Source organism: Thiocapsa imhoffii (genome assembly GCF_016583985.1).
In the GTDB taxonomy this organism is placed as follows: domain Bacteria; phylum Pseudomonadota; class Gammaproteobacteria; order Chromatiales; family Chromatiaceae; genus Thiocapsa; species Thiocapsa imhoffii.
Map to the genome: position 1 here is coordinate 47,479 of NZ_NRSD01000006.1, position 23,956 is coordinate 71,434.

The 23,956-nt window shown below is 64.5% G+C and carries 26 protein-coding genes and 1 tRNA gene; 14 read left to right on the top strand and 13 right to left on the bottom strand.

Annotated features, from left to right (window positions below; all coding sequences use genetic code 11):
• The first annotated feature begins 113 nt into the window (after positions 1 to 113).
• Positions 114 to 422 carry a DUF4282 domain-containing protein gene (locus CKO25_RS07835; protein ID WP_200387374.1) on the top strand — a complete coding sequence of 103 codons (309 nt, stop codon included), beginning with the start codon at positions 114 to 116 and terminating at the stop codon, positions 420 to 422.
• 27 nt (positions 423 to 449) lie between these two features.
• Here CKO25_RS07835 and cbiB read toward each other — a convergent pair whose 3' ends face one another.
• Together cbiB and CKO25_RS07845 are read right to left on the bottom strand one after the other, a co-directional pair.
• The gene (gene cbiB / locus CKO25_RS07840) at positions 450 to 1,415 is read right to left on the bottom strand and encodes an adenosylcobinamide-phosphate synthase CbiB (protein WP_200387510.1); all 966 of its coding nucleotides are present in this window, start codon (positions 1,413 to 1,415) and stop codon (positions 450 to 452) included.
• Positions 1,406 to 2,728 (bottom strand): adenosylcobinamide amidohydrolase, encoded by a 1,323-nt coding sequence (locus CKO25_RS07845; RefSeq protein ID WP_242467493.1) that lies wholly within the window; start codon positions 2,726 to 2,728, stop codon positions 1,406 to 1,408. The genes cbiB and CKO25_RS07845 overlap by 10 nt, the downstream gene beginning before the upstream one ends.
• 139 nt (positions 2,729 to 2,867) lie before the next feature.
• On the opposite strand from CKO25_RS07845, the gene CKO25_RS07850 reads away from it, so the two are divergent.
• From CKO25_RS07850 to lpdA, 4 genes are all read left to right on the top strand, one after another.
• Positions 2,868 to 3,086, top strand: coding sequence for a cysteine-rich CWC family protein (locus CKO25_RS07850; protein ID WP_200387375.1), 219 nt, complete (start codon positions 2,868 to 2,870; stop codon positions 3,084 to 3,086).
• A gap of 113 nt (positions 3,087 to 3,199) precedes the next feature.
• Positions 3,200 to 5,854: a pyruvate dehydrogenase (acetyl-transferring), homodimeric type gene (gene aceE, locus CKO25_RS07855; protein WP_200387376.1), complete on the top strand. Its 2,655-nt coding sequence runs from the start codon at positions 3,200 to 3,202 to the stop codon at positions 5,852 to 5,854.
• Positions 5,855 to 5,889: 35 nt separating this feature from the next.
• Complete coding sequence (gene aceF / locus CKO25_RS07860) at positions 5,890 to 7,641, top strand: dihydrolipoyllysine-residue acetyltransferase (RefSeq protein WP_200387377.1); 1,752 nt, start codon at positions 5,890 to 5,892, stop codon at positions 7,639 to 7,641.
• A 197-nt stretch (positions 7,642 to 7,838) separates the two neighbouring features.
• Positions 7,839 to 9,614, top strand: a complete 1,776-nt coding sequence (gene lpdA, locus CKO25_RS07865) for a dihydrolipoyl dehydrogenase (RefSeq protein ID WP_200387378.1) — start codon at positions 7,839 to 7,841, stop codon at positions 9,612 to 9,614.
• A gap of 30 nt (positions 9,615 to 9,644) precedes the next feature.
• On the opposite strand, the gene CKO25_RS07870 is transcribed toward lpdA, so the two are convergent.
• From CKO25_RS07870 to CKO25_RS07880, 3 genes are all read right to left on the bottom strand, one after another.
• Positions 9,645 to 9,911, bottom strand: a complete 267-nt coding sequence (locus CKO25_RS07870) for a BPTI/Kunitz-type proteinase inhibitor domain-containing protein (RefSeq protein ID WP_200387379.1) — start codon at positions 9,909 to 9,911, stop codon at positions 9,645 to 9,647.
• Between the two features lie 29 nt (positions 9,912 to 9,940).
• Complete coding sequence (locus tag CKO25_RS07875; protein WP_200387380.1) at positions 9,941 to 10,495, bottom strand: hypothetical protein; 555 nt, start codon at positions 10,493 to 10,495, stop codon at positions 9,941 to 9,943.
• A gap of 162 nt (positions 10,496 to 10,657) precedes the next feature.
• Complete coding sequence (locus CKO25_RS07880) at positions 10,658 to 11,077, bottom strand: ferritin family protein (RefSeq protein ID WP_200387381.1); 420 nt, start codon at positions 11,075 to 11,077, stop codon at positions 10,658 to 10,660.
• Positions 11,078 to 11,462: 385 nt separating this feature from the next.
• Here CKO25_RS07880 and CKO25_RS07885 point away from each other — a divergent pair, with 385 nt between their 5' ends.
• Positions 11,463 to 12,359, top strand: coding sequence for a phosphodiesterase (locus CKO25_RS07885; protein WP_200387382.1), 897 nt, complete (start codon positions 11,463 to 11,465; stop codon positions 12,357 to 12,359).
• Positions 12,360 to 12,432: 73 nt separating this feature from the next.
• Here CKO25_RS07885 and CKO25_RS07890 read toward each other — a convergent pair whose 3' ends face one another.
• Together CKO25_RS07890 and CKO25_RS07895 are read right to left on the bottom strand one after the other, a co-directional pair.
• Entirely contained in the window at positions 12,433 to 12,723 is a 291-nt protein-coding gene (locus tag CKO25_RS07890; RefSeq protein ID WP_200387383.1) for an acylphosphatase, read from the bottom strand.
• Positions 12,724 to 12,781: 58 nt separating this feature from the next.
• Entirely contained in the window at positions 12,782 to 13,339 is a 558-nt protein-coding gene (locus CKO25_RS07895; protein WP_200387512.1) for a thioredoxin family protein, read from the bottom strand.
• Between the two features lie 378 nt (positions 13,340 to 13,717).
• Between CKO25_RS07895 and wrbA the strand changes: the two genes are divergently transcribed.
• The gene (gene wrbA / locus CKO25_RS07900; RefSeq protein WP_200387384.1) at positions 13,718 to 14,317 is read left to right on the top strand and encodes an NAD(P)H:quinone oxidoreductase; all 600 of its coding nucleotides are present in this window, start codon (positions 13,718 to 13,720) and stop codon (positions 14,315 to 14,317) included.
• Between the two features lie 2 nt (positions 14,318 to 14,319).
• Positions 14,320 to 15,111: a DnaA regulatory inactivator Hda gene (gene hda, locus CKO25_RS07905; RefSeq protein ID WP_200387385.1), complete on the top strand. Its 792-nt coding sequence runs from the start codon at positions 14,320 to 14,322 to the stop codon at positions 15,109 to 15,111.
• Between the two features lie 48 nt (positions 15,112 to 15,159).
• Here the strand turns inward: hda and CKO25_RS07910 are convergent, their stop codons facing one another.
• The gene (locus CKO25_RS07910; protein WP_200387386.1) at positions 15,160 to 15,720 is read right to left on the bottom strand and encodes a CDP-alcohol phosphatidyltransferase family protein; all 561 of its coding nucleotides are present in this window, start codon (positions 15,718 to 15,720) and stop codon (positions 15,160 to 15,162) included.
• Between the two features lie 195 nt (positions 15,721 to 15,915).
• On the opposite strand from CKO25_RS07910, the gene purM reads away from it, so the two are divergent.
• Both purM and purN read left to right on the top strand, forming a co-directional pair.
• Complete coding sequence (gene purM, locus CKO25_RS07915; protein WP_200387387.1) at positions 15,916 to 16,989, top strand: phosphoribosylformylglycinamidine cyclo-ligase; 1,074 nt, start codon at positions 15,916 to 15,918, stop codon at positions 16,987 to 16,989.
• Positions 16,982 to 17,656: a phosphoribosylglycinamide formyltransferase gene (gene purN, locus CKO25_RS07920; RefSeq protein WP_200387388.1), complete on the top strand. Its 675-nt coding sequence runs from the start codon at positions 16,982 to 16,984 to the stop codon at positions 17,654 to 17,656. Before purM ends, purN begins: the two co-directional genes overlap by 8 nt.
• 111 nt (positions 17,657 to 17,767) lie before the next feature.
• On the opposite strand, the gene CKO25_RS07925 is transcribed toward purN, so the two are convergent.
• Together CKO25_RS07925 and CKO25_RS07930 are read right to left on the bottom strand one after the other, a co-directional pair.
• Positions 17,768 to 18,046, bottom strand: coding sequence for a DUF6489 family protein (locus tag CKO25_RS07925; protein ID WP_200387389.1), 279 nt, complete (start codon positions 18,044 to 18,046; stop codon positions 17,768 to 17,770).
• Positions 18,047 to 18,155: 109 nt separating this feature from the next.
• Positions 18,156 to 18,617, bottom strand: coding sequence for a hypothetical protein (locus CKO25_RS07930; protein ID WP_200387390.1), 462 nt, complete (start codon positions 18,615 to 18,617; stop codon positions 18,156 to 18,158).
• Positions 18,618 to 18,863: 246 nt separating this feature from the next.
• On the opposite strand from CKO25_RS07930, the gene CKO25_RS07935 reads away from it, so the two are divergent.
• On the top strand, positions 18,864 to 19,178 hold the full coding sequence (locus tag CKO25_RS07935; protein ID WP_200387391.1) for an MTH1187 family thiamine-binding protein: 315 nt from the start codon (positions 18,864 to 18,866) through the stop codon (positions 19,176 to 19,178).
• Between the two features lie 124 nt (positions 19,179 to 19,302).
• On the top strand, positions 19,303 to 20,145 hold the full coding sequence (locus CKO25_RS07940; RefSeq protein WP_200387392.1) for a metallophosphoesterase family protein: 843 nt from the start codon (positions 19,303 to 19,305) through the stop codon (positions 20,143 to 20,145).
• 229 nt (positions 20,146 to 20,374) lie between these two features.
• Here the strand turns inward: CKO25_RS07940 and CKO25_RS07945 are convergent, their stop codons facing one another.
• Positions 20,375 to 20,557 (bottom strand): hypothetical protein, encoded by a 183-nt coding sequence (locus CKO25_RS07945; protein ID WP_200387393.1) that lies wholly within the window; start codon positions 20,555 to 20,557, stop codon positions 20,375 to 20,377.
• Between the two features lie 263 nt (positions 20,558 to 20,820).
• On the opposite strand from CKO25_RS07945, the gene hslO reads away from it, so the two are divergent.
• On the top strand, positions 20,821 to 21,693 hold the full coding sequence (gene hslO, locus CKO25_RS07950; RefSeq protein ID WP_200387394.1) for an Hsp33 family molecular chaperone HslO: 873 nt from the start codon (positions 20,821 to 20,823) through the stop codon (positions 21,691 to 21,693).
• A gap of 33 nt (positions 21,694 to 21,726) precedes the next feature.
• A complete protein-coding gene (locus CKO25_RS07955) occupies positions 21,727 to 22,974 on the top strand; it encodes a NupC/NupG family nucleoside CNT transporter (protein WP_200387513.1) in 1,248 nt (415 codons plus the stop codon).
• Positions 22,975 to 23,184: 210 nt separating this feature from the next.
• Here CKO25_RS07955 and CKO25_RS07960 read toward each other — a convergent pair.
• Positions 23,185 to 23,261: transfer RNA gene (locus tag CKO25_RS07960), tRNA-Met, on the bottom strand.
• Between the two features lie 110 nt (positions 23,262 to 23,371).
• The gene (locus tag CKO25_RS07965) at positions 23,372 to 23,899 is read right to left on the bottom strand and encodes a DUF4389 domain-containing protein (RefSeq protein WP_200387395.1); all 528 of its coding nucleotides are present in this window, start codon (positions 23,897 to 23,899) and stop codon (positions 23,372 to 23,374) included.
• Positions 23,900 to 23,956: the final 57 nt, after the last annotated feature.

Below are 23,956 nucleotides of genomic sequence, written 5' to 3' on the forward strand. Positions count from 1 at the left end.
CGCTGACCGCCTACATGACGCTCACCGCAACAGCGCGTGCACCCGACCCGGTTGCCGCGTCCTGATCACGCCCAAGTCCCGTGCGGACACCGGCGCGTACCCGCAACGACATCATGGATCTGCTCACCTTCGAGACCCTGATCAGCATCCCGGTGTTGATCGCCTTCTATTATTTGGGAGCCGTCGTCATGCCGGTGGGGGCCTGGATCCTGTCACTGATCCTGATCCGGCGCGTCGCGCTGGCGCGCCAGGCCGCCGAAACGGGCCTTGAACTGTTCAAGACCGCCCTGCCCTGGCGCTGGCGCCTGCTGATGATCCTGCTGTTCGGGGGCCTGTTCCTCTTCATGGAACTCATGTGGCGTCTGATGTTCGAGTACTTAATTGCCTTCATGCAGATCCGCGACGCGCTGGTCGCACACTGAGTCCGCCCGCCCGCTCACCAGGCCGGCTCACCAGGGCAGCAGTGGCCGCAGTGGGGTGAGCAGTAAGCCAACCGCGAGTGCCAGCACGGCGGTGAGACGGATGAGACGCAAGGCGTCAGCGAGATGGCGTGCGTCGAGATCCGCGGGCCAGCTCGGATCCCCCATGTAGGACTCAGTCACCAGCCGTCCAGCGTAGCGAATCGGCCCGACCAAACGCACCCGCAGCGCACCCGCGCAGGCCGCTTCACTCCAACCGGAATTCGGGCTTGGCAACATCGCATGATGGTCGCGGGCGCTCGGCCAGACCAGGCGCGGATGCAGGCGCAGGATCGCCGCGGCCGCGGCGATGAGCGGGACCGACAGACGCGCCGGGAGCCAATGCACCAGATCGTCCGAGCGCGCGGCGGCCCAACCGAAGCGGGCATAGCGCTCATTCTGGTAGCCGACCATGGAATCCAGGGTCGACACCGCCTTGACCAGGATCAGACCCGGCAGACCAAAGAGACAGAGCGCCCACAGCGGGGTCAAGACGCCATCGGTCAGATTCTCGGCGAGACTCTCGATCGTCGCGCGTACGATCGCACCGCGATCGAGGTCGTCCGTATCGCGCCCGACCAGCATCCGCAACTGCGCACGCGCGCGCGGCAGATCATCGAGTGCCGCGAGCACGCGCAGACCATGCGCCAGGAGATCATGGGTGCAGAGCAAACTGTAGGCGATGAAGACGTCCCAGAAGAGGGCGAACCAAGGGGACAGCAAGCCCAGTGCCCAGCGGATTGACCACCAGGCGCCGAGGGCGCCCGCCACCACCAGGAACCCATGCGCCACCCCGCCGCTGAAGCCACTCCATCCACGGGCGAACAACCAGCGCTCCCAGATCAGACTCCAGGAGCCGAGCAGACGCACCGGATGGAAGCGGTAGACCGGGTCGCCGAAGCGCGCATCGAACACGACCGCCGCGGCGATGATCACCAGATGCAGGGTCAACTCCATTTGCATGCAAACCCCCGCACCACCGCCAACGCCGCAAACTCGCCAGCGGGCCGGTGCAGATCCGGCATCAATTGATCGCGCAGCAAGGCATATCGCTCCGGCTTGGTCGCAATCGCCGCGGCGAGCAGCGCGGCCTGGTCGAGCACGGCTTCACCCGCGATCTCCCGGTGGAGGACCCCGACGCGCACCAGTTCGAGGACCTCGGCGAGCGCATAGGCCGCCGCGGCACCGCGCGGGTCATGGATGAGCGCCACCAGATTCGCGACGAACAGCTCGGCCCCCGCGTCGTCCAGGGTCCGGCGCGCGCAGGTCTCCAGCAGCGACTCATCACACCCGAAACGACCCAGCGCGGCACAGAGGTTGCGGCGCAGTTCGGCGCAGAGACCGTTTTGCAGCAAGAGCGCGCGGGTCACCGCTGCATGCGTCGCGCGCGCGAGCAATTCACCGAGGCTGTTGTGCCCGCCGGCCCATTGGCGCTCCCACTCCCCCGGTCGCGGCAAGGGCGCGGCAATCGCGAGTTGATCCGTCCCCGTGCCGGTGGCCAATCCGACCCCTTGTCGGCTCGGTATGCGCAGATCGAGCACGGCGGTGCTCTTCGCCTCGGTCACCATGGTCGCGGCCCGCACCAAGCAGGCTGGCGTACAGGGTTGATTGATCGACACCAGGGTGACAATGGTGCCGCAGCCACGATGATCCGGGGTCAGGCTGGATTCCGGATCGGACCCCGGACCCGACCCCAGATCAGACCCCAATTCAGATCTGGGCCGATTGGTGACGGGACGACTGGTCTCGGCCTCTTCGTGCCAACCCGCCGGATCGCCGGCGCGTGTCGCATTTCCAAGCACCCCTGCCGTCGCGGCGACGCGCACATGCAACTCCTCCGCGCTCAGCCGGGCGAGCGCGGCGCATTGCATGTTCGCCGCGGTGCTCATGAGCGCCGTGCTCTCGGGCGGCAGCCCGGCTTCCGCGCAAGCGCGACCATGGGCGGCCACTCGTCCGTGCGTGCCGGCATCCAGGGCATGGACCTGGTGCGCGACGCCCTCGCACCCTTGATGGTTGGCCAGATGGGTGAGCGTTTCGCACAGACCGCCGTTCACACGACAGGTACTGAGGACCCGATGGGGCCGTTTGAAGACAATGAACAGACAGCGCCCTTCGCGCCGCAGCCGGTCATGATCGGTCTCATCGAGCACCATGGCGAGCCTCGTGTGCTGGCCTTGGATGAACTTGAGGATGCGTGGGCGGATGCGTCGGCGGATGCGCGCGTGACGTCTTGAGTCCTGGGTCAGGATCGACCAAGCTATCCCCGGCATGCGCTGCCTCAGCCTGGGCGATCCGATGAAACATGCACGTGTTCAATGAACTGACTCCAACTGCGGCAGACGACCCACGACCGGTGGCCAACCCAAGGCTGGCGATCACAACCCGACCATCACATCAGGATCACCGCCGATGGGCAAACATGAATTAAAGCAATGTCCCCGCTGCGGGGCGATCTTCGAATGCAAGGCCAATCGGGTCGAGCGCTGCGCCTGCCTGAGCGTGACCCTCACCGATGCCGCACTGGAATACTTAGGCGACCACTACGAGGACTGTCTGTGCGTAGCCTGTCTCGATGAGGTCAACCGTCGCTACAGCCCCGCGGATTCCACGACAACCCGGCAGGGTTAATGGCGCATCGCGATCCATTGACTGAATAAATTCTGAGTATTCAAAAATCGGGGCGCTGATATAATCCGCGCTTTGCCCGTGCTGACCGCTTCGCTTGCTTTCCGGGAAACACCATGACCAACAAGCCCGATATCGATCCCCAAGAGACCCAGGAATGGCTCGATTCGCTCGAAGCCGTGCTCGAAAACGAGGGCGTCGAACGCGCCCACTTCTTGCTTGAGCGATTGATCGACAAGGCGCGGCGCTCGGGGGCCTATCTCCCCTTCACCGCCAACACGGCCTATCTCAACACCATTCCGGTCCAGCAACAGAAGCTGTTTCCGGGGGATCGCGCAATGGAACGGCGGATTCGCTCCTTCGTGCGCTGGAACGCGATGGCCATGGTGGTGCAGGCGAATCGGCTCTCGACCGAGCTTGGGGGTCACATCTCCAGTTTCGCCTCCTCGGCGACCCTCGTCGATGTGGGTTACAACCATTTCTTCCGGGCTCGCGACAAGGATCACGGCGGTGATCTGATCTTCTATCAGGGCCACTCGGCCCCCGGGATCTATGCCCGCGCCTTCCTTGAGGGACGCATCAGCGAGGAGCAACTCTACAATTTCCGCCAAGAGGTCGACGGCAACGGACTCTCCTCCTACCCACATCCCTGGTTGATGCCGAATTTCTGGCAGTTCCCAACCGTGTCGATGGGACTGGGACCCCTGATGGCCATCTATCAGGCCCGGTTCATGCGCTATCTCAACGACCGCGGCCTGGTGAACACCACGGGGCGGCGGGTCTGGGCCTTCCTTGGCGACGGGGAGATGGACGAGCCGGAATCGCTTGGCGCCATCTCGCTGGCGGCGCGTGAACGGCTCGATAACCTGGTCTTCGTCGTCAATTGCAATCTCCAACGGCTCGACGGCCCGGTGCGTGGCAACGGGAAGATCATCCAAGAGCTCGAGGCGGTGTTCCGCGGTGCCGGTTGGAATGTCATCAAGGTCATCTGGGGCAGTTACTGGGATCCCCTGCTGGCTCGGGACAAGCAGGGCCTGCTGCTCAAGCGCATGGAGGAGTGCGTCGATGGCGACTATCAGGCCTATAAGGCTAAGGGCGGCGCCTACACCCGTGAGCATTTCTTCGGGAAATATCCCGAACTGCGCGAGATGGTCGCGAACATGACCGACGAGGATATCTGGCGGCTGAACCGTGGCGGCCATGATCCGGTCAAGGTGTTCGCCGCCTACGACGCCGCCGTGCGCACCACCGGCAAGCCAACCGTCATCCTCGCCAAGACCGTCAAGGGCTATGGCATGGGCGTGGCCGGCGAGGGGATGAACATCACCCATTCGCAGAAGAAGATGGGCGAGGCCCATCTCAAGGCCTTCCGCGACCGCTTCAATATTCCGATCTCGGACGATCAGATCGGTGCGGCCCCCTTCTACAAACCGCCGCCGGAGAGCCCCGAGACCCACTATCTGCACGAGGTCCGTGAGCGTCTCGGGGGCTATCTTCCCGCGCGCGAGGACAGCGCGCCCGCACTCACGGTGCCCACGCTGGAGCTCTTCAAACCCCTGCTCGAAGGCACTGGCGAGAAGGAGATGTCGACCACCATGGCCCTGGTGCGCATTTTGACCCTCTTGGTGCGCGATCGGACGATTGGCCGCTATCTCGTCCCCATCGTCCCGGACGAGGCGCGCACCTTTGGCATGGAGGGCATGTTCCGCCAACTGGGGATCTATTCCTCGATCGGTCAGTTGTACGAGCCGGTCGATGCCGATCAGGTGATGTCCTACCGCGAGGATAAGAAGGGTCAGATCCTGCAGGAAGGAATCAACGAAGCCGGCGCCATGTCTTCCTGGATCGCCGCGGCCACCGCTTACGCGAATCATGGCCAAAGCATGATCCCCTTCTACATCTATTATTCGATGTTCGGCTTCCAGCGGATCGGCGATCTGGCCTGGGCGGCGGGCGACATGCAAGCCCGTGGCTTCCTGATCGGCGGCACCGCGGGGCGAACCACGCTCGCCGGGGAAGGTCTGCAACACCAGGATGGCCACAGTCTGCTGCTGGCCTCGACCATTCCCAATTGCATCGCCTACGACCCAGCCTTTGCCTACGAACTGGCCGTCATCGTGCAGGACGGACTGCGGCGGATGTATCAGGAGAAGGAGAACTGCTTCTACTACATCACCGCGATGAACGAGAACTATGTCCACCCGCCCCTGCCGGAGGATGCCGTGGCGGGCATTCTCAAGGGCATGTATCGGATTCACCAGGGCGGTGAGACGACCCACCGGGTGCAGTTGCTCGGTGCCGGGACCATCCTGCGCGAGGTCCTGGCGGCGGCTGAACTGCTCGCCCGGGACTTCGAGGTCGGCGCCGATGTCTGGAGCGTCACCAGCTTCAACGAATTGCGTCGTGACGGCATCGACAGCGAGCGCTGGAACATGCTGCATCCCGATCAGCCGCCGCGCATCCCGTATGTCGCCTCCCAACTGGCCGGCACCCAAGGACCCATCGTCGCCGCAACGGACTATCTGCGCACCTATGCCGACCAGATTCGTGCCTATCTTTCACGCCACTATCTGGTGCTCGGAACCGATGGTTACGGACGCAGTGACATGCGCAGTCAATTGCGAAAATTCTTCGAGGTCAATCGCTACTACATCGTCGTTGCCGCCCTCAAGGCCTTGGCGGACGAAGGCGAGATCCCGACCGCAACGGTCTCCGAGGCCATTCGGAAATACCGCCTCGACCCGGAAAAACCCAACCCGGTGACGATCTGAGGCAACCGAACAACGAGAGGCCTGGAGGACAGAGCGTGGCAACCGTCGAAGACATCCTGCTACCCGACATCGGTGACTTTTCCGACGTCGAGGTGATCGAGATCCTGGTCGCCCCCGGCGATCGGATCGAGGTCGAACAATCGATCCTGAGTTTGGAGAGTGACAAGGCAACCATCGAAATCCCCTCGCCCAAGTCTGGGGTGGTGGAGGAGCTGAAGATCACGTTGGGAGATCGGGTCAGCCAGGGGGATCTCCTGATGACCCTGCGCACCGACGCCGCTGCGCGAGCGCCGGCCGCGCCCGCGGCGCGCGAGCCCTCCGCGCCGGCCGACCGTCAGGCGCCGCCGAGCGACGCGCCCACGGCCGCCTCGGCCCCGCCGCGCGCACCGAGTCGCCCCGCGTCCACCTCCGCGGCCGATCGGTTCGAGACCATCTCGGTGGTCTTACCCGACATTGGCGATTTCAGCGATATCCCGGTGATCGAGGTCCTGGTCGCACCTGGGGAGCAGGTCGAGATCGACCAATCGCTGCTCACGCTCGAGAGCGACAAGGCGACCATGGAGATCCCCTCACCCCATGCGGGGATCGTCGAGGAAGTGACCGTGAAGATCGGCGACACCCTCAATCAGGGTGATCTGATCCTGACCTTGCGGAGCCCCGTCCGGGAGGCGGCAAGCGTCACGGGGACAGCCGGGGCCGAGCCGCTCGACGTCGATGGCCCCTTCTCGGCGGAGGAGACGGATGCCACGGCCGGCCCGGCCGCGACGGCCAAACCCGATGCCAGCGCGGGCGCGCCGGCGCGGGCACCCGGCGAGGCCGAGCGCCGCCCTGCTCCGGTGTTGCCGCGCCCACAGGATATGGCGGCGATTGCCAAGGGCCGCAAACCCCATGCCAGCCCGGCGGTGCGGCGCTTCGCCCGCGAACTCGGGGTGGATCTGACCTTCGTGAAGGGCAGTGGACCCAAGGGACGCGCGCTCAAGGACGATGTCCAGAACTTCGTCAAGCAGGCCCTGACCCGTGGCACGCCGGCCCCCGCGACCGCGCTGCCCTTTGCCCTGCCGGCGGCACCCGAGATCGATTTCGCCAAATTCGGCGCCATCGAGACCAGTGAGCTCCCGCGCATCAAGAAGCTCAGCGGGCGGCATCTGCACCGTTGCTGGATCAGCGTCCCCCATGTCACCCAGTTCGATGAAGCCGACATCACCGCGCTCGATGCCTTTCGGCGCGAGCAGAAGGCCGCGGCCGAGGCCAGCGGGGTCAAGCTGACCCTGCTGCCCTTCGTGCTCAAGGCAGTGGCCACGGCGCTTGAGCGGATGCCGATCCTGAAGGCCTCCCTCAGTCACGATGGGGAGCAGTTGATCACCAAGCACTATACGCACATCGGGGTCGCGGTCGAGACCCCCAACGGACTCCTCGTCCCGGTGGTACGTGATGTCGATCGCAAAGGCATCCACTCACTGGCGCGCGAACTCGCCGAGCTCAGCGAGAAGGCGCGCAACGGGAAGCTGCTGCCCGGTGACATGCAGGGCGGCTGCTTCTCCATCTCGAGCCTGGGCAGTCTCGGGGGCACCGCCTTCACGCCGATCGTGAATGCCCCCGAGGTGGCGATCCTCGGCCTTTCGCGTGCCAGCATAAAACCGGTTTGGAACGGTGAGGAGTTCGAACCCAGGCTGATGTTACCCTTGTCGCTGTCCTACGATCACCGGGTCGTGGACGGAGCCGATGGCGCCCGCTTCACCGCCTTGCTCGCCAGCCTCCTCGGTGATCTGCGACGCTTGTTGCTCTGATTCCGACGACCTGACGAGCAGCCGGCGCACCGGAGCCGGCGGCCCGAACTCACTGCCAGGGACCCCGATTCCAAGGCTTCCCAATGCACTGAATAGGGCCGGCGGCTTCGCCTCGCGGGCCGGTTTGGTCTAGCATTGCCAGTCTGGCACACCCCATCATCGCGCAGCCATCGCGGCCTTGAGAGAAGAAGCACAGCATGAACGATACCCGCGCCGACACCATCGATGTCCTGGTCCCTGGCATCGGCGACTTCGAGGAGGTCGAGGTCATCGAGATCCTGGTCTCACCTGGCGACCGGGTCGCCCGCGAGATGTCGCTGATCACCCTCGAGAGCGATAAGGCCACGATGGAGGTTCCCGCGCCACAAGCAGGCGTGGTGCGCTCCGTCGCGCTCGCGGTCGGAGAGCGTGTCGGCGAGGGCGCGCTGATCCTCACGCTCGAGGTGAGCGAGGCGGACGCGCCGCCCCCGCCGCCGGCCACCCCAACCCCGCCGCGGCCGCAACCGACCGACGATGCGCGCCGCGAGGGCGAGGCGGATGCGGCACCGGCCGCGTCCGGGGTACGAGAGCTGGTCACCGAGGTGGTCGTCCTCGGCGCCGGACCAGGTGGCTACACCGCGGCCTTCCGCGCCGCCGACCTCGGCAAGAAGGTGGTCCTGATCGAGCGCTATGACACCCTCGGGGGCGTCTGTCTGAATGTCGGCTGCATCCCCTCCAAGGCGCTCCTGCACACGGCGGCGATCCTCGAGGAGGTCAAGACCCTTGGCAGCATGGGGGTGACCTTCGAGCCACCGCGCATCGATCTCGATCAGATGCGCGCCGGCAAGGAGCGCGTGGTGGCCAAGTTGACCGGGGGGCTCGCGGCCATGGCCAAACAGCGCCAGGTCGAGGTGATTCAGGGCACCGGGCGATTCGAATCGCCCAACCGCCTGCTCGTCGAGGGACGTCGGGGTCAGGTCCGTGTTCTGTTCGATCAGTGCGTGATCGCCTGCGGCTCCGCGCCGATGAAAATCCCCGGGTTCCCGCACGACGATCCACGCGTCATGGACTCGACCGACGCGCTGGCGCTCCAGGAGATCCCGCAGCGCTTCTTGATCGTCGGAGGAGGCATCATCGGACTGGAGATGGCCAGTGTCTACAGCGCGCTCGGCGCGGCGGTGGATGTCGTCGAGATGAAGGATCAACTCATGCCAGGGGCCGATCTCGATCTGGTCCGGGCGCTCGAGAAGGTCATCAAAAAGCGCTACCGGGAGATTCGGCTGGGCACCAAGGTTGCCCAGATGAAGGCCACCGCGCAGGGCATCGCAGTCGTCTTCGAGGGTCGCGCCCCGGGCGAGGCCGTCTACGACCAGGTGCTGGTTGCGATCGGACGACGCCCGAACGGGAAGTTGATCAACGCCGAGGCGGCGGGCGTACGGGTCGATGAGCACGGTTTCATTCCGGTCGATGCCCACATGCGCACCAATGTCCCCAATATTTTCGCCATCGGAGACGTCGTCGGCGGTCCCATGCTCGCGCACAAGGCGACGCACGAGGCCAAGGTTGCCGCCGAGGTCATCGCGGGCCTGCCCGCGCTCTTCGACCCCCTGACGATCCCGTCCGTGGCCTACACCGATCCCGAGGTGGCCTGGATGGGACTGACCGAAACCGAGGCCAAGGCACAGGGAATCGCCTACGAAAAGGGCGTCTTCCCCTGGGCCGCCAGCGGCCGCGCACTCGGCATCCATCGTGATGAAGGGCTGACGAAACTCCTGTTCGATCCCGAAACCAAGCGCATCCTGGGAGCGGGCATCGTGGGTCCGAATGCCGGTGAACTGATCGGTGAGGCCGTGCTCGCGCTGGAGATGGGCGCCGACATGGAGGATATCGGGCTGACGGTCCATCCACATCCCACCTTGAATGAAACGATCGGGCTCGCCGCGGAGATGGCGCACGGCTCCATCACCGACCTCCTGCCGCCGAAACGGCGGTGATCCCGCGACCGAGGCGTCGACACTCGCGCCCTATGGATTAGCCCCACAGAATGTCATGCACTCCTCGCGCGTCTTGAATGGCGCGCGAGCCGTGCAGGCACCGTACTGCATGGGTTTGCAGCGGTCGTCGCGGTAATCGTAGTAGAAACCGACGCGATCACCCCCACAGCTCATGCGCTCCAGATCGGATACGCAGGACACGTGAAGTTGATCCGGCGCCGCGGTGGTTTTGATCGTCGGCGTCTTGCCGCCGCACCCGGCCAGAACCAACACCAGGGACCAACAGAGGATTGGCATCCACCCGCCCCGCCGCCGCACACGCCTCGTCATTTCAGCTCCTCTGATGCCCTGCCACGCACCTGTGCGCCGGTTGGCGCCTGTTTCCACCAGTCGCGATGCCTGAACTCGCTCGCGTCGCGGGCCATCACCGCGACCGCGTTCCCACGCCGAAAGCCCCACCCCTTCACCCGTGGCCCGTGCAGAAAGAGGGTCCAGGCCGGCACGCCGCCACGCAGGACGACGCGATGGTAATCGTGGCCACGTAGCCGATTCAGCCGCCCAGGGGCACGAAAGCGCCGCACACTGCGTTCGCTCCCGCCATCGTCCGGCCCTGTTGGTGGGCCGCTCAAGGCGCGGATTTCATCGTAGCCGCCGGTGAGGATGAGACTGAAGGCCCGATTCCAGGGATGATCATGCAGTCCTCGATCGGGGTCCGAGTCGACAAAACGGTGCAGATAGAGGTGCCAGCCGAAGAGTCCGGTCAGATAGTAGCGCTCGAGGTAGGGCTCGCCTTGATCACCCGTGATCAGACGACAGGGGCGCCCCGCGCTGAACCGGTGAAGCCAGGCCTCTAATCGGTGCGAAAATCCAGTGGTGTTCACGTCGCGACATCGCGTAAGTTGAGGAGACCGCGGGCGATCCGAGGGTGCTGGCGTCCCTCGGAGTCGGTGCACGCGCACGCCGCCGGGGCGTCACGCGCCCTGGTGGCAGCCATCGGAGCACGTTGCGCGCAACCCGCGGGTGACGCTGGGGGCCGACCCGGCTTAGGTGTCGAGATTGTCGAGTGCCTTCTGGAAGCGGTTGGCGTGGGAGCGCTCGGCCTTGGCTAGGGTCTCAAACCAGTCGGCGACCTCATCGAACCCCTCGTCGCGCGCGATCTTGGCCATGCCCGGGTACATATCGGTGTACTCATGGGTTTCGCCCGCAATCGCGGCGCGCAGATTGGCCTCGGTCGCTCCGATCGGCAAACCCGTGGCAGGGTCGCCGACTTCCTCGAGATACTCGAGATGGCCATGCGCATGGCCCGTCTCCCCCTCCGCGGTCGAACGAAAAACCGCCGCGACGTCATTGTATCCCTCGATGTCGGCCTTGGCGGCGAAATACAGATAGCGCCGATTGGCTTGGGACTCGGCCGCAAAGGCCTCCTTCAAACTGGCTTCGGTCTGACTGCCCTTCAGTTTCACAGTGATCTCCTCTCGACGGGTTGCACGGCATGGGCGGAACCTGATCCGGGGATGTCCCGAACCGCAAAGGGTTGGCGCGACGGCGGATCGCACGGCCGTGACTCCTCCACCCGAGGCACCGGAGCGCATCCGCGTTGAACACATTGGGGCGGATGGACCCGAACTCGGTTGCGCGATTGCTCTCCCGACCCTGTCTCGTCGGCATCTTTTCCGAACCGAGGAGAAGAATAAACCAGTCTGAGCGCCGGGATAAACTGACGTCCGTGGAGTCTGAACATGAGATTTTTCATATCGACTGCAAGAGCATTCGACAAGTCTGTGAACCCCGTTCCGAATCGCCGCGGATAGGTTTGCTATAGGGGGAACCAGATTGCAGGAGAAACCGATGTTGCCCTTTATCCAACGACCACAACCGACGCCCCCGCGCTCCCTCCCCGACCCAGGGTTCTCGCATCCATGCGTCACCAACGAGTCCCAAGCACCGGCGCGGCGGGGCGCGCGGATCCTGACGCTGCTGCAATTGACCGATCCGCACCTCTTCGCGCGGGGGCGAGACCAACTTCTCGGGATCACCACGAGCCAGAGCTTCAAGAGCGTGCTGCAGACCGCGCTCGCGAGCGTGCCGGCGGATGCGCTGGTGCTGACGGGCGACCTGGTTCAAGACGCCAGCGTGGCCGGATATCGCCGTCTGCGGCGTCTGCTCGACGCCACCAGGGTTCGCTATGACTGCATCCCAGGGAATCACGATTCACTGAACGCGATGCAACAGGTCTTCGGCACGACCGAGACCCTTCCGGTCTCCTTTCGCCGCTTCGGCGGCTGGACGCTGATCTTTCTCGATTCGACCGAGCCCGGACACGAAGGTGGGCGACTCGGAGCGACGCGCCTGGCGTTGTTGGAGCGCATCCTCATGGCCGACACATCACCAGCGGTGATCTTCTTGCACCATCACCCCGTAGCAATCCGCAGTCGCTGGATCGACGGCATCGGGGTCGCGGACGGCGCCGCCTTGCTCGCCTGTTGTGATCGCCATGCGCGGGTGAAGGCGCTCGCCTTCGGTCACATCCATCAGGAGTTCGCCCAGCAACGCGGCGGCTATCTGCTGCTCGGAACGCCGTCCACCTGTCTGCAATTCAAGCCTCACCAGGACCGGTTCGCGCTCGACGATCGCGCACCGGGTTTCCGCGAGATCCAACTGCACCCGGATGGGGTCATCCAGAGTCGCGTCCGGCGCTGCGAGACCTATCCGGAGCGCGCGATCCCAGACGCGATGGGCTACTGAGTGCGGCCGTGCCAGCGCGCGCGGCGACCTGCCGCGCAGGCCCCGGGCGCACCGTCGTCAGCAGCGCCACGACTCATTCGATGGCGAATCCGGGGTACTGCTGGAAACCCAAGGGCTCGCAGGCGACCCCTGTTACCGCGGCACCCGCGGGTCCGGTCCGCAGCCACTCGCGCAACTGACTCACCGCGCCCGCCTCGCCGCATACCATCACCTCGACCCGACCATCGGAGCGGTTGCGCACATAACCGGTTAGCCCCAGCCGCATGGCTCGCTCCCGCGTCGAGGCTCGAAAAAACACCCCCTGCACCCGTCCGCCAATGGTGCAGCGGTAACAGATCCGCTGCTCGCCCTGCTGCTCGTCCATTCCGGTCTCCTGGAAGCGCGCCCGCGCGGGCGCGACTGATGATCAGGTTCGGCCGCGACTAGGGCTGTGCCTGCGCCTGACGTTCACGCTTATAAACCGGGAAGGTCATGTCCTGATAGCGTCCTTCGACCACATATTCACCCAGCCACAGGAACTCCGTGGCATCGCCGGTCGCGCCTGTATAGCGTGCGACCAGGTTTCCATCCAGGTCAAAAAAGGCAAACACCGGCGTCGCCCGCACCCGATGCGCCTTGAGGGCGAAGTCCTTTTCGGGCATGCGATTGCCCGCGAAGTCCTGGACCTCGATATCGCCCTCGATATCGACGCTAAAGATCAGGAAATGTGCTTTGAAGTAATCCTGCACCGCGGGCTGGTTGAGCACGCTGGTCTTCATGCGGTGGCAAAAGGGACACTCGTCCATCTCGAACATGAGCAACACGCCGGTCTTGCCCGCGTCGCGCGCATTCTCGAGTTCCTCGGCGAAGTCGCCGAAGGTGGGGTCGAAGAAGAATTGCCCGGGATCACGCGGCGCGGCACCGGCGCAGGTGACGACCAACAGGAGCGGGATGAACAAGCACCACAAACCGCGTCGGCGGTGCCCGGAACAAATCGGCATCATCATCGGCGTCTGACTCTCCTCGTGGTCGTAAAGGCTCGGGTCATGCATGCCTAGGCGCGTGCGCGAACACGCGTGCCCAATTCGGGGGGATTCTCACCAGTTCCCAACCTGAGTTCAACTGCCAACCTCGGCGTTGCCCGGATGCGGCGCACCGCAATCGCCGCGACCGGACTCGCCGCGCGCGCTGTCCCAAAAGCCAGGTGCGCGCGGAATGCGTCGGTATATACTGCGCCTGATGGTCGTGCGCCTGGTTCGGTCATCCGCATGCGCGCCGCGGTGCCCGGTCCTGAAACCAGGCCCCCGGAGACCACGCGAGCGGACCGACGCAGACAACCCGCGGTCGCCCAGCGGACCGCTCCGACTGGAGTTTTCCCGATGCGTTACATCCTGGTTCTCTATTACAGCCGCTTCGGCGCGACCGCCGAAATGGCCCATCAGATCGCCCGTGGCGTCGAATCCGCCGGTTACGAGGCGCGACTGCGGACCGTGCCACCTGTCTCGACCGTCTGCGAGGCAACGGCAGCCCCCATCCCCGACCAGGGCGCGCCCTACGCGACGCTGGACGACCTGCGCGACTGTGCGGGTCTCGCGCTCGGCAGTCCAACCCGCTTCGGCAACATGGCCGCGCCCATGAAGTATTTTCTCGATGGCACCAGCGAGTTGTGGCTGTCAGGCAGTCTGACGGGTAAGCCCGCGGGCGTGTTCACCTCAACCTCGAGCCTGCATGGTGGACAGGAGACAACCCTCCTGACCATGCTGATCCCACTCCTGCACCACGGCATGCTGGTGATGGGATTGCCCTACACCGAGACGGATCTCCTGCACACCACCTCGGGTGGCACGCCCTACGGACCCTCACACCTTGCCGGAGCGGAGAGCAGCCGCCCAGTGAACGATGAGGAGAAACGCCTGTGCATGGCCTTGGGGCGACGGCTCGCGACGACGGCGGCGCAACTGGCAGGCGTGCGCGCCTAGCGATGCACCGCCGCGCGGGCAGCCCTGATCAGCACCAGGAGCACGCCCAGGCCACGCCCCCATCAGGATCACTGGAGCCGGGTGATGACCTGAAGGCGTGTCCCGCGCAATTGCATCTGCCCATCGAACTGCTGCGTGAGCATGAGCTCGCGGACTACTGCCCGGGGCCGAACGGCGAGGCGCTGGCGGCGACGACGACCCTGGCACAGGGGACGGGGGAATCCTACCTCTACCTGTTCGGTGGTCCCGCGACGGGCAAGACGCATCTGCTACAAGGGGCTTGCCGGGCCGCCATTGATGCGGGTCGCACGGCGCAATATGTGCCACTGGGCCAGTCTGGCCTGCATCCCCTGATCCTCGAGAACCTTGAGCGCCGCGCCCTCCTCGCCATCGATGATGTGCAGCGGATCGTTGGTCAGCCCGACTGGGAGCTGGCCCTCTTTGATCTCTTCAATCGGGCCCGCCACCAGGGTTGTCGCCTTCTGATCGCGGCCACGGCCGCTCCCGATGACCTCGGGCTCGGCCTCCCGGATCTGGCATCGCGACTCCAGTGGGGGCCGCGATACTGTCTCTTGCCGCTAACCGACCGTGATTCCGAGTTGTTGATCATGCGCGTTGCCGCCGGCTTTGGCATGCGCCTTGGTCCCGAGACCGCGCGCTACATCATGAACAACTGCGCGCGCGACCCGGCGTCCCTGATCGCGATCGTCGAACGTATTGACCGGATCAGTTTGCGCGAACAACGTCAACCCAGTATCCCGCTGGTGCGGCGCATCGTGCGGGGTGAGGCTTAAGCCTAGAAACCGCCGCTTCTCGTTCGCGGGGGCCGGCCCGCCCGCGCCCTAACCGCGCCGCCGCCAACCACGCGCCCGGGCCTTGTGCCCCCAGATCCAAACGTATTGGGCGCCGCTGGTGACCACGGCCAGCAGGGTGAGCCAACTGGTCGCCGTGATCAGCCCCTGCGCGAGTGGCCAACCGCCCGCGTGCGTGATCACCATGACCAACAGGATGAGCTGCAGGGCCGTATTGAACTTGCTGGCCAGGGTGGGTGACGCCTCGATCGCCTCAATCCCCCAGTGATAGATCAGGGCCCCCGAAACGATGACGAGGTCGCGCAGGATGACGGCCACCACCAACCAAAACGGGACCAGCCCTTGCCAGCCCAAGACCAGGAAACAGGTGATCAGCAGGGCCTTGTCCGCCAGCGGATCCAGGATCCCGCCGAGCCGTGACTGCCAGCCGAACCGCTTGGCCAGGAAGCCATCGAGCCCGTCGGAGAGGCCGGCCAGGGCAAACAGAACCAAGGCCGCGCCATACTGGCCCGCGAGCAACAGATAGCCCACCGGGACCACGGCGATCAATCGCAAGATGCTGATGAGATTAGGAAGATCCTTGAGCTTCACGAACAGACTCCAAGTCGAACACCGTCGTACCAAACCAGGATCCTAGTCTGGTCTTTGGTGCCTGTCCAAGGTGGCATGTCGCCCACCAGCCGCCGTCGCCGTCACCAGCCCCCTCCCACGGCGCATGACCACCCGACTCGAAGTGAGCGTGATCGGTTAGAATGATCCTTCGCGTCCATCCCTAGGAGCCCGAGCGTGTCGCAGGATTCTGCTTCCCCCCCAGCCGCCCCACTCAGCTATCGTGACGCGGGGGTCGACATCGATGCCGGCGCCCGGCTCATCGAGCGCATCAAGCCGTTCGCCGCGGCCACGGCCCGACCGGGGGTGATCACCGGACTCGGCGGCTTCGGCGCGCTCTTCGAGCTCCCACTGACAGAGTATCGCGAGCCCGTCCTGGTCTCGGGTACCGACGGGGTTGGCACCAAGTTGAAATTGGCCATCGCGCTCGACCACCACGAGGGGATCGGCATTGACTTGGTCGCGATGTGCGCGAACGACATCCTGGTGAGCGGGGCAGAGCCGCTGTTTTTTCTCGACTATTTCGCCACCGGACGGTTGGATCTCGAGGTTGCGACGGCAGTGATCGAGGGCATTGCCCGGGGCTGCACCCTCGCCGGCTGCGCCCTGACAGGGGGTGAAACAGCGGAGATGCCGGGCGTCTATGCCGCGGGTGATTATGATCTTGCGGGCTTCTGTGTCGGGATCGCCGAGAAGTCCGAGCTGATTCTGCCCGAACGGGTTCAGGTCGGCGACGTCCTCATCGGACTCGCCTCCTCCGGTCCCCATTCGAACGGTTACTCCCTGATCCGCAAGGTCATCGAGATCAGCGGGGCCGACCTGCGGGTCCCCTTCGACGGAGCCACGCTCGGTGCGCGTCTGTTGGAGCCGACCCGGATCTATGTCCGCGCGGTGCTGCCCCTGACACGCACCCTGCGCGTCCATGCACTCGCTCATATCACCGGCGGTGGACTCACCGAGAATCTGCCACGCGTCCTGCCGGACGACACCCGCGCCCGCATCGAGCTGGCGAGTTGGGAACGACCCCCGGTCTTCAACTGGATCCAAGACCAGGGCGGTATCACCGAGGAAGAGATGTTGCGGACCTTCAATTGCGGTATCGGCATGGTCATCGCGGTCGCCGCGGCCGATGTTGATGCCGCGCTCGCGCACTTGCGTGACGCCGGCGAGGACGCGCGCGTCATCGGGGAGGTCGTGGCCGGCGCGGGCCCGGCCGCGGTCGAATACCGTGGCGAACCCCGCCATGACTGACGCCCGACGCGCGCGAATCCTGGTGCTCATCTCGGGCGGCGGGAGCAATCTCCAGGCGCTGATCGACGCAGCCACCGCGGGCGCGCCCTTCGTCATCAGCGCGGTGGTCAGTAATCGTAGCGATGCCTTTGGTCTCGAGCGGGCACGGCGTGCGGGTATCCCGAGTGCCGTGCTCGACCATCGCGACTATGGCGAGCGAGCGGACTATGATGCCGCGCTGGCCACCCTGATCGAGTCCTTCACCCCCGACCTCGTCACACTTGCCGGCTTCATGCGGATCCTCACGCCCCACTTCGTCGCCGGCTACAGCGGGCGCATGCTCAACATCCACCCCTCCTTGCTGCCGAAGTTCCGTGGCTTACAGACCCACCGTCGGGTCTTGGAAGCACGGGAATCAGAGCATGGGGCGAGCGTGCATTTCGTGACGGCCGAACTCGACGGCGGCCCGGTCGTGGTCCAAGCGCGGGTTGCGGTGCGGCCCGAGGATGACGCCGAGACCCTTGCGGCCCGGGTGCTCGCGCGCGAGCATGTCATCTACCCCCTGGCGGTGCGCTGGTTCGCCGAAGGGCGGCTGAGGCTGAACGCGGACGGCGTCCCCTGGCTGGACGGCGCGCCGTTGCACGCGCCCGTCCTGATCGACTCGCCATACCCCTCCACGTCACCCTGACGCAGCGACCGGACTGACATCTCGCCGAACCCACGCCGAGCCTTCGAGCCCCTGGAGCAGGCTGGCACCCGAACGCAACTCGGCTCCCTCGACCCGATCGGTCTCGGCAGATCAGTCCGAGCGGGGCGTCAGCTCATTCGCTTGCCCCTCGCCACTGCCGCCGGAAAAACTCGCGGCGTTGGTCAGCATCTTCTGGAACAGATCCCAAGACGCCATGGTGCCGGCAACATAGGGCTGAAAGAGCTTGATCGGATCATAGCCCTCGGCACCCGAGACCATGCGCTGCCGGATATCCTCCATCAGCTCCCGCTGAAAGGCCTCGACATCCGGCAATCCGAAGAGCTTGCGCATCTCCTCTGGGGTGACTTCGACATCGACGCTGATCTTCATCGGGGTTCCTCCTCGGTGCGGCACGGCCAGGGGAGCCTGACCGCGCGCTAAAACGACCACAGATAGGCGCGGACCGCTCGAACCGGACCACACGATCTGTGATCAGTGGCTAATGCCGACTCGCGCGTGGCACGCTGTCGGTCGGTGTCGGATCCTCCACCGCGACCGTCCGTCGCACGCGCCGCCCAAGCAGCACGGAGGCACGCTCGAAGGCGCGCATCGCCTCGCGCGCGTTCCATTCCCACTCGGACGGATGCGCATTGACCGGAAACTGCCAATGTCCAGTGGTCAGAACGATGCCGATCCGAACCTCAAGGGTCCAATCATGCCAAACGGTCTCAGGTTGGTCGTCCTCGACGAACTCTTGTTCAGCCAGGCGCGCATAATTGCCGGAACGGTCTTCCAACGAGACCAGATTCGACAACACCAGTGCCTCTTCAATGCAACTTGTCCACCCGGTATGCACGGCACTGGCCGTGCCCATTAAGGCATGGATCAGGAGCGCGGGGGTCAGGCTCACTGACAGGGGGGTTTCCCAGTCAGGCTCGGCGACTTCGGTTTCTGTGGTCATGCTCTCTTCCTGACGGTCGTCGGTTCCCCACTGGAGACTGGGCGTCGAATCCACCTCAGTCTATAGTCCCCCTTGGCCACAGGGCAATCCTCATCGTACGCTGCCAGCAGCGACGACGGATCCACGGCCACTGTGCTGGATCGATGCGGCGGGCGGGTCCAGGCGATTGGGCATCCGGCGTGCGAACCGGCCAAATCAGCCGCCGCGGCACCCATTCATCGCAGAACCAGACCCAGAGGCGTGACCATGTCCGTTCTACTCGATCTCAGTATCTTCCCGATGGACCAAGGCGAAGGCGTCAGCGGTTTCGTCGCCCCCGTGATCGCGATGATCCGCGACAGTGGCCAACCCTATCGTCTCTCTCCCATGGGGACCATCATCGAGACCGAGACCCTCGCCGAGGCCCTGGCGATCCTGGAGTGCGCACACACCATCCTCGCGCAACGGGGCTGTCAGCGGATCTATGCCACGGCGAAATTCGACATCCGATCCGGGCCGCTGGGACGCCTCGAGGGCAAGATCGTCGCGGTGCAAGAGCGCATCGGTCCGGTCGCAACCTGACAGGCTCCCAGTGCGCGGGCGGCGCCTCGAACAGGTGCGCGCGCCCGCGCAGGCTGCAGTCTCACGAAAGATCCCCATCTGCTCGGTATACTTCCGTCCTGACCCACTAGCAGAGAATCAACCGATGAAGGTCGTGATCTTTTCCGATGTCCAGGCCAACCTCCCTGCGATGGAGGCCGCAGTCGAGCAGATCCTCGATCTCCATGCGGATCTCGTCATCATGGACGGTGACCTGGTGAACCGAGGCCCGAGCAGCCGCGCCTGTGTCGAGACCTTTGACCAACTGCGACGCCAGCTCGGATGGCTACCGGTCAAGGGCAATCACGAGGCCTGGATCCTGCGCTGCCTGCGGGTGGCACCACGCGATGCACTGGAGGCCCAGATGCGACAGTTCGCTGACTGGACCGCGCTGCAGGTCCGCGACCGCCTCGACGCCCTCGAAAACTGGCCCGATCATCTCTGCTTTCATGGCGCCCATGAGGCGAGTTGGGTCCATGTGACCCATGGCACCATGGCCGGTAACCGCATCGGCATTACCGCCAATCTGGCCGACGAAGAGATTCGGGGCCAGCTTCCAGATGACATCGCCCTCTTCGTCACCGCGCACACCCACCGTCCCCTCGAGCGTGAACTCGATGGAGTGCCCATCCTGAATGTCGGCTCGGTCGGCTCGCCGTTCGACGGCGACGTACGCGGCAGTTATGCCATCCTCGAAGAACGACGGGGGCGTTGGCATTGGGAGATCGTGCGCTTCCACTACGACCGCACGCGGGCGCAACAGGATTTCGAGGATTCCGGCTTCCTCGAGGGGGGTGGTCCACTCACGCACATCCTCTTCGAGGAGTGGCGTCAGGCACGGCTGCTGATGCCGTTATGGCGACGTGAATTCGAACCGAGCGTGCTCGCGGGCGAGCGTGAACTCGCACCGGCGGTCGAGGCCTTCCTACGGGTCGCCACAGCTCCCTAGGGCAGGACACCCGCGGGTCCGGACGAACAGACGAGCGGCAAGTGACGGATCAGTGCCTTGGAGCGATGAGAGGCGGGTCACGTCGTGACGACGTGTGGCGCTTGACGGCGCGGAAGTTGACCCGAGTGCGCGGAACACGCACTCGGGTTCGGCGGGATGGCGGCATTCACAGAGTCGACTCCGAGGTCTTCGGATCAATCCGCTTCGATTGGGTTGGACGATGGGACATTCAGCGTGCGCTGCCCTGATCCTGATGACTCAGAAGGAACAGCATGGCGCCCGGAGCCAAGGTGCCCCAAAACACCATCGCAACCCAGGGGCTGGCGAGCAGCGCCGCGCCTCCATAGGTTAATCCAGAGAGGAGAAGGAACAGGCCCGCGGTGACAAGACTCAAGATTAACGGCATCATCATTGTTTCCTATTTGCGACATTGCATGATCAGTATATTAGTCTTTACTAAATAACATGCAAGCACCAGGGTCCGCCCGCACCCTCCTAAACAACTTGAAATCAGCCTTGATGAAACAAACTGATACAGTCCATTCAATCGATTAAACAAATGCTTATCTTGAAATCCGACAACCGCACTCAGGTCAATGCGAGGCTGTGGGCCAAATTGCATCAAGTTGTAACCAGGTCTGTTGCATCAACACCACACAACGCCTGGGTGAACGCATGAGCGAAACCGATCGCCTCTATCGATTTCTGTTCGAGGGCCTTGGAATTCGCGGGAATCTTGTTCATCTCGATGCCAGTTGGCGCGCGGTCCAAAGCACCCACCCCTATCCGCAGCCGGTGCGCGACCTGCTAGGCGAGGCCCTGGCCGCCGTGACCCTGTTGTCCGCAACGCTCAAGATCGAGGGATCTCTGATCCTGCAAGCACAAGGAAGCGGCCCGTTGCGCACCCTGGTGGCTCAGGCCAACCAGGCGAGTCAGGTGCGTGGACTGGCCCGTTGGGAGGGTGAGGTGCCCAGCGAGGGCCCCCTGAGCGCCCGCTTCGGTAGCGGCCATCTGGCGCTGAGCATCGCGCAACGCGACGGCACGCCCTACCAGGGCATCGTGCCACTCGACGGGCCGGATCTGACTGCCGCGATCGAGCGCTACTTTCGTGACTCCGAGCAGTTGCCGACCCGGCTCTGGTTGAGCGCGAACGCCAGTCGCGCGGCGGGTCTACTCATTCAGCATTTGCCGAGTCAACCCCTCCTCGCGGAGGATTGGGAGCGCATCGCCATCCTGGCCGCGACCCTGACCACGCACGAGTTGACCGAGCAGCGTGCCGCCGACCTGCTGTATCGTCTGTTCAACGAAGAAACGGTGCGACTGTTCGAGCCCGAACCCATCGCATTCCGCTGCGGGTGCTCGCGTCAGCGGATTGAAGACACACTCAAACTGCTCGGGGCCGACGAGGTCGATGCCATCCTCGCGGAGGAAGGCGCGGTCGAGGTCACCTGCGAATTTTGTAACCGCAGGTATCGACTCGATGTGATCGACGCGAAACAGCTCTTCACCGGACAGCCACGGCACGATCCCTCGCCATCACAGCATTGACCGCACACCGTCTCAACAGAGGAGCGCGCCATGTTGGAAACCCTGCAGCCCGTTCTTGGGCTGGCCGCGATCATCCTGCTGGCGTGGGCGCTGAGCGAACAACGCACGGAGATCGCGCCACGCTTGATCATCGCGGGTTTGGCGCTGCAATTTGGACTCGCCTGGTTGCTGCTGAAGATTCCCTGGGTACAAGCCGCCTTCGTTGCACTGAATTCCATCGTGCTCGCCCTGCAACAGGCGACCCTGAGCGGAACCGAAGTGGTGTTCGGTTACATCGGCGGTGGTGCCCCGCCCTTCGACCTCGCATATCCTCAGCACAACATCGTGCTGGCGTTTCAGGCGCTGCCGCTGATCCTCGTCATGAGCGCCCTCTCCGCCCTTCTCTTCTATTGGCGCATCCTGCCCCTCCTGGTGCGCGCTTTCGCCTGGCTCCTGCGTCACACACTCGGCACTGGGGGAGCACTCGGTCTCGGCGCCGCCGCCAACGTCCTGGTGGGGATGACCGAGGCGCCCCTGCTCATCCGTCCCTATCTCGCCGGCTTGTCTCGCTCGGCTCTTTTCGCGCTGATGACCTGTGGCATGGCGACCGTCGCCGGCACCGTGTTGTTGCTCTATGCCACGATCATCAGTGACAGCATCCCGAATGCCATCGGCCATCTCCTGACCGCCTCGCTGATCAGTGCGCCCGCCGCCCTGATGTTGGCGGGTATCCTGATCCCCGAGCCGGCCGGTGCCGCGACCGTCATCCCGAGCGCGGACCGGAGCGAGGCGCGCAGCAGCATGGATGCGATCACCCGCGGCACCCTCGAGGCCATCCCCTTGTGGCTGAACATCATGGCCATGCTGATCGTCATGCTCGCACTGGTCAGTCTGCTCAACCAAGCACTGGCGCTGCTGCCCGCCGTCGCCGCGGAACCTCTCACGGCGCAACGCATCCTCGGCTGGGCACTGGCGCCGATCGTTTGGCTCATCGGCATCCCCTGGTCCGAGGCGCAAACCGCTGGTGCCCTGATGGGGATCAAGACCATTTTGAACGAATTTCTCGCCTATCTCGAACTCGCCGCGACGCCCAGCAGCGAGTTGAGTCCTCGCAGCCAACTCATCATGAGCTATGCCCTCTGTGGCTTCGCCAATCTCGGCAGCCTGGGCATCATGATCGGAGGACTTGCCGCGATGGTGCCCGAGCGGCGCGACGAGATCGTCGCGCTCGGCATGAAATCAATCCTCGCCGGAACCATGGCGACCCTGATGACGGGCGCGGTGGTCGCACTGGTGCTCTGAACCGGTTTCGGCCCTCGGACTCGACCGCGATCGAATGGGTCATCATGCTGTTGATGCGCCTGCACGACCGCGGTCCTGTCGGCAGACAGCTCGATCGAGAACGGGAGATGGCCGGACCGCGGGAATCCCTGGGACACGGCGAAGCCTTTGGATTGGGACGGTTCGCGTGAGGACAGAGGTCCGGTGGCGATGGATGGGGAATGAGAGACGTGGTGGCTACGGGTAGACTCGAACTACCGACCCTCGCATTATGAGTGCGATGCTCTAACCAACTGAGCTACGTAGCCTTCGAAGAGCGAAGATCATACGGATCGGAGCGACCGACGTCAACTCCCCCGCGACTCGCAGGGCGACCGCACGGCCCACCTCCATGAGCAAGTCGAGCCGGTTGTGGACCTCAGGGCGTCCGGTCGTGAGCGTGGGCGCGATCAGGGGAGGCCGACGGCCTTGATTGACGCCACTGCGGCTGATGCACGACTCCGCGTGCCGGCCGTGGGCGGGAAAAGGGAAAGGGGGCTCGTTCATCGACGCAGGTGAGGTAGCCCGCCAGGTCGCCCATGTAAGCGCTCAAACCCTCATTGAACCGTCGTAACAGCGCAATCGGTCGACCGCTAACCAGGATCGCGAGATATTGCAGCAGCGCGATGGCGAAGATCGTGTAGTTCAGGACCTCGAACCACAACACGAAACCCAGCATGGTCACCCCCCGGACCAGTGTGCGGCCGATCCGCGTCCAGGGGTTGGGGACATCCGCGAACCGATAGCTGTAGGGATCTGGATCGCTCCGCACACCCACGGGGGGCACCTCGGCAGCGGACGTGATGGCGGGATCAGCGAACGACCTTGGCGCAATCCTCGATTGCACTGCATCCTCCGCGGGCGTCCCGAATTCAGCGTGATGACCTTGGCGATTGGGTTGACTCATGGTTTCTTCAGACCAGTCCGATGGTAGGGTGATGACATGCTGTCGTGAACAAATGAA